The 14,360-nt window shown below is 39.9% G+C and carries 6 protein-coding genes; 4 read left to right on the forward strand and 2 right to left on the reverse strand.

The features are described from left to right. Window positions 1-2 precede the first annotated feature (2 nt). Entirely contained in the window at window positions 3-317 is a 315-nt protein-coding gene (locus AACU32_RS02135; RefSeq protein WP_096597405.1) for a hypothetical protein, read from the reverse strand. A gap of 157 nt (window positions 318-474) precedes the next feature. Beyond that, window positions 475-792 (reverse strand): hypothetical protein, encoded by a 318-nt coding sequence (locus tag AACU32_RS02140; RefSeq protein ID WP_096597407.1) that lies wholly within the window; start codon window positions 790-792, stop codon window positions 475-477. A gap of 251 nt (window positions 793-1,043) precedes the next feature. On the opposite strand from AACU32_RS02140, the gene AACU32_RS02145 reads away from it, so the two are divergent. The 4 genes from AACU32_RS02145 (at window position 1,044) to AACU32_RS02160 (ending at window position 14,356) form a co-directional block, all read left to right on the forward strand. Next, window positions 1,044-3,668: a PD-(D/E)XK nuclease family protein gene (locus tag AACU32_RS02145; RefSeq protein WP_096597409.1), complete on the forward strand. Its 2,625-nt coding sequence runs from the start codon at window positions 1,044-1,046 to the stop codon at window positions 3,666-3,668. After that, window positions 3,665-7,489, forward strand: a complete 3,825-nt coding sequence (gene brxF / locus AACU32_RS02150; protein ID WP_096597411.1) for a BREX-3 system P-loop-containing protein BrxF — start codon at window positions 3,665-3,667, stop codon at window positions 7,487-7,489. The genes AACU32_RS02145 and brxF overlap by 4 nt, the downstream gene beginning before the upstream one ends. A gap of 37 nt (window positions 7,490-7,526) precedes the next feature. Further along, window positions 7,527-11,237 (forward strand): DUF6079 family protein, encoded by a 3,711-nt coding sequence (locus tag AACU32_RS02155; protein ID WP_096597413.1) that lies wholly within the window; start codon window positions 7,527-7,529, stop codon window positions 11,235-11,237. Between the two features lie 197 nt (window positions 11,238-11,434). Next, the gene (locus AACU32_RS02160) at window positions 11,435-14,356 is read left to right on the forward strand and encodes a DNA methyltransferase (protein WP_096597415.1); all 2,922 of its coding nucleotides are present in this window, start codon (window positions 11,435-11,437) and stop codon (window positions 14,354-14,356) included. Window positions 14,357-14,360 lie beyond the last annotated feature (4 nt).

Consider the following 14,360-nt stretch of genomic DNA (forward strand, 5'->3'; position numbering starts at 1 on the left):
TCTTATTCTTGAGGAAAGTCTGGAGGTAAAGTCACAATTCCTTTGGCAACAAGCTGTCTAAATTGGTTGATCAGGTCTGCTTGCCGTAATATCCGGGTAACGTATTTAGGCCGATAACGAAAGTCTGTCCCCCAGTCTTTCACGGTTTTTGGGCTAGTACCTGTAACTTGCGCGATCGCATTAATGCAAGCTTTGCGATAATTACGACCCGGTTCTTGACTAACCCAACGACGACAATACTCCATCGGTTCGAGGGGCAACTGACGGAGCATATCAATTGGGTGACTACTGTGATGGGAATCGCTCCCAGTCTGCATCTTGCATCTTTGTGAGTCAGATTAACCAAGCAGAGATAGGAAATATTTAAATGCCCCTGAGATCAGGAGTTAGTCTCAAGAATCCTATGCTTGCTGAACTCAAGTTAAAAAATATCGGCTCACATTACAAGTATTTTAGTCACGAATCACGACTGAATTATTTTTGAGGATAATCAGGAGGTAGGACTATTTTTCTAATTTGGTTAAGCATATCTGCCATGCGTAGTATATGCACTACATAGTTAGGTCGCCTCTCAAAGTTTTGTCCCCAATTTCCTATAGTTCTTTCACTTAGCCCGGTTGCTTCAGCGAGAGCAGCAATACAGGCTTTTCTGTATCCCCGTTCATCCGAGGACATCTCTACCCATCGTTGGCAATATTCCAAAGGCTCCAAAGGCTCCTCACTGAGCGCATCGATTCTATATTGAGTTGTCTGGGGATTACTGTCTATTACCTTGTTTGTTCTTAACGCCACCTAAACTCACGATTCATGACTATTTTATAAATATTATGAGTCACGATGCGTGTAAAAAGCAGTGCGATCGCTTTCCATCAAAGGGCTGATTACGTGAGTGATGGTCATTGCTTATGGATAGAGGTGGCTATCTAAAGATTTCAGTAATGATTGTATAGACAGTTACGAGTGCTGAGGTTATAAATTAAGTAAAATGGACTTTCAAATAGGGAAGCCAACACTAAATCTCAAAAATTGGCAACCATAATTAAATGAAGCGACTTGTTTACTTCAATCTACCTCATGACTACATAATCCAGCAGCTAGCTAAGTATCCGGCTCTTAAGGTAATTACCCCAACATCACAAGCAGCACGAGCATTAAAAGTACCACACCAAAGCTTAGAAACTCTGGCAAAGCCAAGTATGGTAGAAGCAGGTATTCGAGTTGCACCAACACTAATGGCATTACGCTTATTGCGTACATCAGTAAGTACAGTTATCCAAACATCTGATATCGAAGGAACTACACGCTCTGTTTCCTCTGCGGTCAAAGCTATATTGCGTGCTGGAATTAATCTAAAATCACTGGCTGTTGTCAGTAGTAACCGTACTCAACAATTAGCTCTTTTAACTCAAACATATGTAAGTTTGCTCAGAGAAAAAGGCATGATAGATCCTGCTGAAGTTCTCTGGCAAGCTAGTGATGTTATTGCCAAACGCCAACCAGTTCTGATTTATGGGTACTTTCATCCGCGCATTGACCAACTGAACTTTCTCAATGCGATCGCAGATGATGGCAGTGTAATAGTATTGCCTTGCCCAAAATCCAGCCATTTTGTAGATATTCAAAAAGCTGTGGAATGGTTACAACAGCAGGGTTGGGAAATACCAGTATTAGAAGAAACTAATCCTTCAGTTGGGAAGCAATTGCAAGATTGTTTCCTTAACGGAACAATAGCGCCTCCTGAAGTAAAAGCTCACATTTATCCAAACTTAGAATTAGAGGTACGCGGCACGTTAGCACAGGTAAAAAATCTTCTTAGCAAAGGAACACCAGCAAATGAAATTGTGCTTGTAGCTAGGGATGATGCATTTTATGGGCCGACTGTATTAGATGTAGCTTATGAGTACAAATTACCAGTACGCGCTCTGTACGGAGTAGCCTTAAACGCGACTAGGCTGGGAGCTTGGGTACAGTTGCTAATGCAGGTTATCCAAGAAAAATTTCCCTTTGAGTTAACTGCGAGATTGCTAAGGCATCCTTTGTGTTTTGCTTTGTCTGCCCAAGTTTGGCAAGAAGCTCGTAAAAAGCATCCATCTGATCTTTTGGCATGGCAAAGTTTGGGAGTTAACCTATCCCTGCTTGATTGGCCACACGAAGATACTCGTGCTAATTGGGTACAACGGATGCAAGATGTGTTGATAAAATTTAACTTGCGTCAAGGTGCAGGACGTTGGGCAAGGGAGATTGTTGCTTATTATGAATTTGACGAAGTTCTGGTGGATTTGTCGAAACCAGAAGAGGAAGTCATTGGTTTAGGAGAATTTGCTGCTGATGTGATCGGCAGTTTAGGACTAGTGACTGTGCCTGCCCAGCCTGGTAGAGGGGGTGTGGAATTACATACACCTTTGTCACTCTTTGGAGCTAAATTTCAGCACGTTTTTGTCTTAGGGGCTGTTGAAGGCATTCTACCAGCGCCAGTACAAGATGACCCAATATTAGATTTCTATGAGCGTAAACTACTGCGCCAACTAGGGTTTGATTTTGAGGATGCGGCACAAGCAGCACGAAGAGAAGTAATATCATTCTACGCTTTACTACAAACTACTACCCAAAACTTGACTTTTTCTTACTCGCAGATGATTGGTAAAGAAGCAACTTTACCCAGTCCTTATTTGTCTCGATTAAGATTACAAGCTGTGCAACCTCCACCTTTGCCTGTTGCTAGTTTGGAAGAGGCAAGACAAATTTATCTGCGACGTGGCACTTTACTAGAGGATGAAGTTTTACCACAGGCAGTTCATGCTTGGAATGTCGAAAAATGCAGAGAAGGGGCAAATTCTTGTGATGAGTATGATGGAGTGATTGGTCTGCCATTAGATCCATATAGACGAGTATTTAGTGCATCTCAACTAACGGCTTTAGGTCAATGTCCTTTTAAATGGTTTGCTAATAAAGTTTTGAAATTGGCGGAGTTGGAAGAAGCTGAAGAAGAATTAAGTTCGGGATTAAGAGGTTCTCTTTATCACCGTAGCTTGGAACTAGCTTTATTAAATACTTCAGATTTATTCAGAATTGCCGAAAAGTTAGAAACGGCTTTTTTGCAAGCAGAGCAAGATTTACAGTTACCTGTGTTATCAGCTTGGGAAGCTCGAAGAACTGAACATTTAAAAGTTTTAAATCGTGCGTGTGTGCAACCGGACTTTTGCCAACCAGAGGCAGAATTCTTTCATGTAGAGCAAGAGTTTACCGGAGAATGGTATGGCTTAAAAGTTAAAGGTCAGATTGATAGAATAGACCGTACTCCTCAAGGTTTAGTTTTATTAGATTACAAAACAGGTTCCCAAGCACCAAAGGGGATTAAAGATGAATCTGGTAAAACTAATCTAGATATTCAACTACCTCTATATACTCATTTTGCTAGTACAACTTTGTTTCCTGGGGAAACAGTACATGAAGCTTATTATTACTCTGTAACCAAGGGCAAAAAACTTGCTAAAAAACAACCTAGCCAAGAGACATTAGAAGCGATCGCTCAAAAAATAAAAACTTACTTGCAAACAGGATATTATCCTGTTGCACCGGATGTTGATCAAAATGCCTGCCAGTATTGCCCTTATGACTTAGTTTGTCGTAAGGGTTCCCGCCAAAGCCGTAAAGGAATTAACCTATGAGTTTGACTGAACAACAGCAAAGAGCAGCCTATGCCAATGGTAGCGTTGCAGTCATAGCCGGTGCGGGAACTGGTAAAACCCATATGCTGGCTGAACGCTACTTGTATCATCTGCAAAACTGTGAGTTTTCACCTTTAGAGATAGTTGCAGTTACATTCACAGATAAAGCAGCGGCGGAGTTGCGATCGCGCATTCGTCTTTTGGTCAGTCAGAAATTACCAGAACGGTCTGATTTACTGGCAGAATTGGAAGCGGCTCAAATTAGTACCATCCACGCTTTAGCAATGCGAATTTGTCGGGAACATCCCCAAGCTGCGGATGTGCCACCTGATTTTACAGTGTTAGATGAACTAGAGGGAATTCTTTGGGTTAACCAGTGGTTAGATGAAGCCTTAGATTCTTTACCTGTAGAGCTTTACGAAAAAGTTCCTTATTCTTTGATGTTCCAAACTTTGCAGGTATTACTTCAAGACCCAATAGCGGCTGAGAAAGCTTTAGCGCAAGGTGCTGAAAAATGGCAGCAATTGGCAGAGGAGTTACAAGAAAAAGCTCTGAATGAACTTTTGCAGCATCCCACTTGGCAACAAGCACGCATGACTCTACAAACTTACGCAGGTCAAGCAAGCGATCGCTTGGAACTGGAAACCCGTCAACCAGCCTTACAAGCCATAGATACTGTAGAGTCGGGAGACAATATTGCAGAATCTCTATCAGTGATAGTTGCACTCAAAATTAATGTTGGCAGTAAAAAGAATTGGCCAGAGGGAGCCTTAGAACTTGTTAAAGAAACTATCAAAGAACTGCGAGATTTAGTGCAAAAAGCTCTGAAAGATGGTTTAGTAAATCTAGAATTTGGTGCGGCTGATGAGCAGTTAAAAGCTATGCTACCAGCACTACAAGAAGCATTTAGTTCAGTACAAAAATATATTAATCAACAAAAAAGCCGTTCTCGTGTTCTGGATTTTGCAGATTTAGAAGTTGGCGCACTGCGAGCTTTGCAAGATGAACAAGTACAGTTTTATTATGCTCAACGTTGGCGAGCTTTTTTAGTCGATGAATTTCAGGATACTAACCCTGTTCAGTCTGAGATATTGCAACGGCTAACGCAAAATACTTTACTAACTATCGTTGGGGATGCGAAACAATCAATTTATGGGTTTCGCCGTGCTGATGTTGAAGTATTTCACAGTTGGCGCGATCGCATTATTAACAGTGGTGGAAATGAAGAAGTTTTAACTACTAGCTTCCGCACTCACAAACTACTGATAGATAACATCAACAGTATATTTACCCCATTGCTAGGCGATTTACACCAAAATTTAGATGCTCATCGCATAGACTGCCCTAATTCTTACCCACCAATTCAAGTTTATACAGTACAAGCTGAGTCAGACATCAATAAACCTCAGCGTTTAAGAGTAGAAGCTTGTCATCTAGCAGAACTCCTCAAACAAATGCTTGATGACAAAACCTTGGTTTACGACAAAAAAACTCAAACACTGCGTCCAATGCAGCCTGGAGATATTGCAATATTGTCTCGCACTTGGCAGCCTTTGGAAGTTTACGGCGAAGCTTTAGAAAGTGTAGGAATTCCCGTTGCTTTGGCTGGGGGAGGTAATTTACTCGCGACACGGGAAGCTAAAGATGGTTGGGCATTGTTGCGTTTTTTAGCTGATCCCAGTGATGATTTAGCTTTAGTAGCAGTACTGCGTAGTCCGTTTTTTGCAGTTAGCGATCGCGTTCTGTTTACTTTCATTCAAAGCCAAGAAGAAAATGACACCACAGAACAAGACGAACAATCAAAAACTAACTGGTGGCAAAAGGTAAAATCATCTGAAATCCCTGAATTACAGCGACCAGTACAAGTATTGAATCAACTGTTGCGCGATCGCAATTTAGAACCCCCTACTCGCCTTCTACAGATAGCAAATTATCTAACTGGCTACACTGCTGTCATCACTAACTTACCGGGTGCGGCTCGGCGAGAAGCTGACTGGCGAGGTTTTGTAGAATTAGTACAGCAATTAGAACATGGCAGTAGTGATGTTTTTGCCGCAGTACGTCGTCTCAAGCGGTTAGCAGCAGCAGAAATAGAAATACCCCGTTTACCTTTATCCGCTAATGATGCAGTGGCTTTAATGACTATCCATGCGGCGAAAGGTTTGGAGTGGTCAGTAGTAGTTATTCCTGATTTAACTCGTTCCCAACCCAATACCAGCGAAACAGTTTACTTTGACCCTGCATACGGTGTTGCTTTAAAGCTAGAGGACGAGCAAGGTGAAACTCAAAAGCCTGTGCTTTACGTTTGTTTGGAACATTTGCGGAAACAGCGGGAAGAAGCAGAGGCGTTGCGGGTACTGTATGTAGCTTTAACCCGTGCGCGAGATCAACTGATTTTGACGGCAACGGATGAATCTGGTGGTAGTTTCTCTAGGTTAGCACCTGGGTTAATGGCTGCGGGAATTACTATAAATACTATTCCCTTTAATTCAGAATTAGCACAACCCCCAGTTCCACCAGAACCACCTTTACCACCAGAACCTCATAGTTTGTTAATTAACTCTGTTGGCTCTGGTTTATTTGAATTGCCTGTCACTGCTTTAAGTGAATATGCTCAATGCCCCAAGAAGTTTGCATATCGGTTTATACAAGGTCATCCAGGAATTGGCTCAGGTGTTGGCACAGCAAGACGAGTGGGAAGTTTGACACACTTGGCTTTGGAACGGGGTATCCGCGACTTAGAAACACTGGCAGGATTTGATGTTAGTCTGCCAAAAGAATCTGTCAGTGAGGCTTTGCAGCTAGCACAGCGATTTGATGAGGTGGCAGATTTTGCCCAATTTCAACAAGGACAGTGGGAATTGCCTGTAAATTTGAATGTTGGACATTTGACTTTTAACGGTATTGTTGACTTGTTAGGAACCGATTGGGTATTAGATTTTAAAACTGATCAAGAAATAGACCCACAACATCACCGCTTTCAGCTTTGGGCTTATGCACAAGCGACAGGACGCACTAATGCCCATATAGCCTACCTGCGACATGATTATTTGCACAGGTTTAGCAATGAAGAATTGCAAACCACTGGTCAAGAGGCAGAAATTTTAGTTCAAAATATTTTGAATGGGCACTTTGTGGCAAATGCCTCCCATCGTAATTGCGGCTTTTGTGCTTATGGGGAAATTTGTGACGAACGTTATCAAGCAACAGGTGAAGCAGCAGAGTCAACTATCTTGCAACTGTCAGATACACAAATCCAAAATCAGGAAGACAGCGCAACCAGTGAAAATTCCTCTTCATCAGCAAATTTATTGTCGGAGGTGAACACGCAGCCTGAACAAGCAAATATTGCTGAGTATGAATTAATATCCACAAAAATTAGCAGTTACTTTCCCCAAGTAGTAGAATTGTACTATCGTCTAATTATAGTTCTATGCGATCGCCCTCAAAAAATCAACTTCCGACAAATTGCAGAAATTAGTAACAATAGATACATTAATGTCAACTTGGAATTGAGTCGAAAGTTACTTGAGTTGACACAACGACAGCGTGCGTTGAACGCAGAAGAGTTATTAAAGGCAATAATTGGGAATACTGATAATAAGGTACATTTTTTAGACCACTTGGAAATTCTATTTGATCGTTCTCTTCAGCTTGACCCATTACAGTGTCTTAAGAATTTAGCCCGCAATCGTACTATTGTGGCTCAATGGGACGGTATTGTTGAGAACAATCACTTAATTTATGCTGAATTAGATCATCCTGAGTACCGTCGTTATCCTGTCAAGGATTTTTTAATTGTTAACCTGGAACAGCTTTAAGCCGACTACAGCTAATCACTAGATCCAAAAAGGTGCTATGAAATACGGTGATTTAATCCAATTTGAACCGATTGAGTCTGTAATTCAATTACAGGATGCTAGTGAATTAGCTGAAGCACAACGGCTGGTTTCTACCTATGTAATTTCTCAGGAAATGGCAGAGCGTCTAGCATCTGTGGTTTTTCCCAATTTACAATTTGAGCAGCCTGCGGATAATAAAGGCATTCTAGTTGTAGGAAACTACGGTACGGGAAAGTCGCATTTGATGTCAGTGATTAGTGCGATCGCAGAACATCAGGATCTGTCTAACTATCTGCAAAATCCGCAAGTTGCTGAAAGTGCGCGTCCCATTGCTGGTAAGTTCAAGGTGATTCGCATAGAACTGGGTTCGACAACAATGGATTTGCGAGAAGTTGTCTGTTCCCAGTTAGAAGCAACACTCTTAAATTGGGGGATTGAATTTCAGTTTCCCTCAAGGGATACAATCCCTAATCACAAGGGTGTATTTGAAGATATGATGGCGCTTTTTTACACTCAGTTTCCTGACCAAGGTTTGCTGTTTGTAGTGGATGAACTGCTGGACTATTTACGCAGTCGCAAAGACCAAGCGTTAATTCTTGACCTTGGCTTTTTAAGGGAATTGGGTGAAATTTGCAAAGACTTGAGATTCCGCCTTATCGCAGGTTTGCAAGAAACTTTGTTTGATAATCCTCGTTTTGCATTTGAAGCTGATGCAATTCGTCGAGTCAAAGACCGTTTTGAGCAAATTTTAATTGCTCGTAGAGATATTAAATATGTAGTTGCGGAACGTCTGTTAAAGAAAACCGCCGATCAACTGACAAAAATTCGAGAACATTTAACTCCTTTCGCTAGGTTCTACGGCAATATGAATGAGCGAATGGATGAATTTATTAGTCTTTTTCCTATACATCCAGATTATATTGATACTTTTGAGCGGATTACTGTTGCTGAAAGGCGGGAAGTTCTCAAAACTCTATCTCTGGCAATGCGGAAATTGGTTAGCCAAAATGTGCCGCAAGATGCGCCAGGTTTAATTGCTTATGATAGCTACTGGGACAGCCTTAAAGAAAATGCTTCCTTCCGCGCAGTTCCTGATATTCGTGCAGTGATTGATTGTTCCCAGGTACTAGAAGGACGCATTCGCCAAGCTTTTACTCGTCCTATTTATAAGCCAATGGCATTGCGAATCATCGCGGCACTATCAGTACATCGTTTGACAGTGGGAGATATTTACTCGCCTTTAGGTGCAACACCGGATGAGCTAAGGGATAGTTTATGTCTCTATGATCCAGTAGTAGCAGAGTTAGGAGGTGAGCCTGCTGATGATTTGCTTTCTCAAATTGAAACAGTATTGCGAGAAATTCATAAAACTGTTAGTGGTCAGTTTATTTCCTCAAACATTGATAATCGTCAATATTATATTGATTTAAAGAAAACAGATGACTACGATGCTTTAATTGATAAGCGAGCAGAGAGTCTCGATAGTTCACAGTTAGATAAGTATTATTTTTTAGCACTCAAGCAGGTGCTGGAATGCACAGACCAAACTTATGTTACTGGTTACCGCATTTGGTTGCATGAATTAGAGTGGACGACCAAAAAAACTACTCGTCAAGGCTATTTGTTTTTTGGTGCGCCAAATGAACGTTCTACCGCAGCTCCAGCACGAGATTTTTATCTTTACTTTATTCCACCTTTTGACCCACCACCTTATAAAAAAGCAAAAAATGCTGATGAAGTTTTCTTTGAATTAACAAAGCCTGATGCTACCTTTCGGCAGAATTTGGACAAGTACGCTGCTGCGTTAGATTTAGCTTCAACTTCATCGGGACAAGCTAAGAGAAGTTACGAAGATAAGGCAAAAGGCTTTCTACGCAATTTGGTTAATTGGCTACAAGAACACATAACCACAGCGTTTGAAGTTACTTACCAAGGGAAAACTAAACCTTTCTTGGAATGGATGAAGGGTGTGAAAGCGGTGAGTGGTGCGCGCGCTAATGTGCGCGATCTTCTCAACACAATTAGTTCTGGCTGTTTGGCTAGCCATTTTGCCGATCAAGCACCAGAATATCCTAGTTTTAATGTGTTGATTACCAGCGCAAACAGAAGCCAAGCTGCACAAGATGCGTTGCGTTTTATTAAGGGGAGCAGCAAAACCCAGCAAGCGATCGCAGTTCTTGATGCTTTAGACTTGCTTGATGGTCAAAAGCTTGATGTTCATCGCTCTAAATACGCTAACTATATTTTGTCTCTTCTACAGCAAAAGGGTTCTGGTCAAGTTCTCAACCGTGCAGAAATTATTCAGGATGTCTTGGGTGTCGAGTATATGGTTCCCGGACAATATCGCCTAGAACCAGAGTGGGTAGTGGTTTTGTCGGCGGCATTAGTTTACAACGGGGATATAGTATTAGCAGTTCCAGGCAACAAGTTCGATGCTAATAATTTGGATGCTTTGGTAACTACTTCTGTTGAGGAACTAATTAACTTTAAGCACCTTGAACAACCGAAAGATTGGAATTTACCTGCACTGAGAGCATTATTTGAACTGTTAGGACTGACACCAGGGATGGCTCAGTTGATAACTCAGGGTAAAGCTGAACCAGTTCAAGAATTGCAAAAAGCTGTTACTGAAACAGTTAATGAACTGGTATTAGCACGCCAGAAATTGCAAACTGGTTTAATTTTTGGGGGAAGAAATCTTTTAAGTAATGTATTACAGGATGAATATCGTTCTAATTTAGACCGAACTAAAAATTTTCTGGAGTCACTACAATCCTTTACAACTCCCGGTAAACTGAAAAACTTCCGCTATCAAGAGCAAGAAATTACTACACACCGTAGTGGTTTGCAAACTTTAGTAGAAATTACTGCACTGCAAGATTTACTAACTAATCTCGGATCAATTGCAGCTTACTTGACTCAATCAGAGGCATATTTACCTGTAGAACATCCTTTTTTAAGCAAATTGCAACAAGTGCAGGGAGAAATTCTTACAGATATCTTAAATTCCAAAAAACGTTCTACGCCTAGTTTTCGTCAGCAAACCTTACAAAAACTTACAGAACTGAAGCAGAATTACATCCAAAATTACATGGCATTGCATACCAGTGCCCGATTGGGTGTAAATGAAGACAGACTCAAAGTACAATTGCTTCAAGATGTGCGATCGCAAACTTTACAGAAATTAGCGACAATAGATTTAATGCCAGCTAGTCAGTTCCGGGAATGGCAAAACAATCTGGCAAGCTTGAAAACTTGTGCTGTATTGACTGAACAGGAGTTGCAAGCCACAGCAACTTGTCCTCACTGTCAGTTTAAACCAGCGATTGAGACAATAGAAAAACCCGCTAGCAGTGAGTTAGCAGAACTTGAAACTGAGTTAGACCAAATTTTAGCTAACTGGACGCAGACACTACTGGCAAACTTGGAAGACCCGACAACGCAAGAAAATTTGAATTTGCTGAAACCAGAACGAAGGACATTAGTAGATGAGTTTTTAGCGTTACGGACTTTACCTAGCCCTGTGACTAACGAATTTATTAGTGTTGTTCAGGAAGTATTGTTAGGGTTGCAAAAGGTCGTACTGAACACGCAAGATTTACAGAAAGCTTTGCTTGCTGGTGGTTCGCCTTGTAACATCCAGGAAATGAGAAAGCGTTTTGAAGATTATCTCAGCCACCTAACAAAGGGAAAAGATTCAGGTAAGGTAAGGATTGTTGTGGAGTAGGATATACGAATGACTGACAATCCTTACATTCCGAACTTATTTGAGCAAATTAATACTGGGTCAACAAACTCAGTAGAGTTCCTTGGCATATTTTTAAAAATGGGACTTATATCTGCTCAGATATGACGCATTGTCCCGTGGAAAATTTATTATCAAAGTAAATTTTTGAGAAAATCTATCAAAAACTAAGTAAAAAAATGGATTCAGAACAATTATCATTAAATATTCAACTAGAAGCTAACTCACCACAACAAAAATCTGTGGAATGTCTCGGTATGACTTTTGCAAGTGATGAGGAACGCCGAGCTTATTTTACAGAGAAATTACGGGAGAAATTACAAGACCCAGAATTTCGCCAGATAGAGGGATTTCCCATTGGTGAAGATGAAGATATTCTCGCACTTTCTGACCCACCTTACTATACAGCCTGTCCTAATCCTTTTATTGAAGATTTTATTAATTATTGGCATCAAGAACAAGAGCATAACTCTGCTGATGATACTGAAGAATATCATCGTGAACCCTTCGCAGCAGATGTAAGTGAAGGAAAAAATGACCCAATTTATAACGCTCATTCCTATCATACAAAAGTGCCGCATAAGGCGATTATGCGTTATATTCTGCACTACACAGAACCGGGTGATATTGTTTTTGATGGGTTTTGTGGTTCTGGAATGACGGGTGTTGCAGCACAGTTATGTGGTAATAAATTAACTGTTGAATCTTTGGGTTATAAGGTACAGGCTGATGGCACTATTTTGGATGAAGACGGTAAGGTTTTTTCAAAATTGGGTTCTAGACGAGCAATTTTAAATGACCTTTCGCCAGCAGCTACATTTATTGCTTATAACTATAATACTCCTGTTGATGTGGCAGAGTTTGAAAGGGAAGCCAAGTGGATATTAGCTGAGGTAGAAAAAGAATGCGGTTGGATGTATTTAACTCTGCATAATCCGACAGCAGAACAGGTTGAAAAAGGCGTTTCATTACTTAAAACATCTAATAATCCAAAAATTGACCTGAAAAATTTTGGTTTACCTTTTGGCAGAATTAATTATACTGTTTGGTCTGATGTTTTTACATGTCCAGAGTGCGCGGGTGAAGTAGTATTTTGGAAAGCAGCTATAGATAAAGTGGCTGGTAAGGTGCTTGATGATTTCTCATGCCCACATTGTAATACTCTATTGACTAAACGTAATATAGAACGAGCATGGACAACAAGATTTGATACTGCTATTAATGAAACTATAAAACAGTCTAAACAAGTACCAGTATTTATTAACTATAGTTTTAACAAAAAAAGTTTTGACAAAGAAATTGATATTTTTGACTCGGCTTTAATAGAAGAGATTGATAATCAAAACATAGCTGATTACTTTCCAACGCAAAGAATGCCAGAAGGTGAAGAATCTCGTCGCAATGATGAAGCTGGAATTACACGCACACATCATTTTTATACAAATAGGAATCTGTCTGCTTTATCTGTTGTTAATAAATTGAGCAATACTTCATCAATATTACTCAATAAATTTATGTTTTCCAGCATGATAAATAGAGCAACTAAAATGAATAGAATTCATCTAAAATACTATTTTTTTGGTGGCGGTGGTTGTAATGCTGGTTATCTTAAAGGAACTCTTTATATATCATCAATTCCTATAGAAACTTCAGTCATCGAACAAATAAATGACAGAATAATTTGGATAAGTCGTGGATTTAAAAAACTAACAAATAAACAAGGTAATTCTTTAACAATAACAGCTTCTGCTGATGATACTTTTGTTCCGGATAATTCTATTGATTATATTTTTACCGATCCACCATTTGGTAACAATATAATGTATTCAGAATTAAATTTTTTAGGAGAATCTTGGCTGAAAATATTTACAAATAATGAACGAGAAGCCATAGAGAATAAGGTTCAAGGTAAAGGACTTTTTGAATATCAAGAGCTAATGGCTCAATGTTTTGCAAAATATTATAGGGGTCTTAAATCTGGACATTGGATGACTGTAGAGTTTCATAACTCTAGAAACAGTGTATGGAATTCAATACAGGAAGCAATGCAGCAGGCTGGTTTTATTATTGCAGATGTGCGTACATTAGATAAAAAACAAGGTTCTTTTAAACAAGTTAACAGCAGTAATGCTACCAAACAAGACTTAATTATCTCTGCCTACAAACCAACCACCAACTTAGAAAAACAATTCCAACTTGAAGCCGGAACAGAAGAAGCTTGCTGGCAATTTATCCGCAACCATTTACAACAACTTCCTGTCTTCGTTGCCAAAAACGGAATTGCCGAAACTATCGCCGAGCGCCAAAATTATCTATTATTTGATCGCATGGTAGCCTTTCATATCCAACGTGGTTTTACTGTTCCCCTTTCCGCTTCTGAATTTTACGCCGGACTAGCACAACGTTTTGTAGCAAAAGACGAAATGTATTTTCTACCCGAACAGGTAGCAGAGTACGAAAAAAAACGCATGACGGTAAAAGAACTTCTCCAATTAGAATTAGTCGTCAACAACGAAGAAACCGCCGTACAGTGGCTAAAGCAACAACTGACCAAAAAGCCGCAAACTTTCCAAGAAATACATCCTCAATTTATGCTTTCAAAATCTGCCTGGTCGAAAGCAGAAAAACCCCTAGAACTTTCAGAACTTTTAGAACAAAACTTCCTCCGCTATGAAGGTAAAGGTACAATTCCTAAACAAATAGTTTCTTGGTTAAAACAATCTTCAATTCACCGTGATAAAATTCATCAAATCGAAGAAAATTTACCACCTGATCCTGTTGGTATAGAAACAGATGATCCAGTATTAATTAGTGCAGCTAAAGATAAATGGTATGTTCCAGATCCAAATCAAGCCATAGATTTAGAAAAACTAAGACTAAAATCTTTACTGAGAGAGTTTGAAGAATATCACCAAATTAAGCAAAAAAAACTCAAAGTATTTCGTCTAGAAGCTGTACGGGCTGGCTTTGCCAAAGCATGGAAAGAAAAGAATTATCAAATCATTGTGGATGTAGCTAAGAAAATACCTGAAACTGTCCTACAAGAAGACCAAAAATTAATTATGTTATATGACAATGCTTTGAACAGATTAGGCGAATAACATA

It is taken from the genome of Calothrix sp. NIES-2100 (assembly GCF_963875285.1).
In the GTDB taxonomy this organism is placed as follows: Bacteria; Cyanobacteriota; Cyanobacteriia; order Cyanobacteriales; family Nostocaceae; genus Aulosira.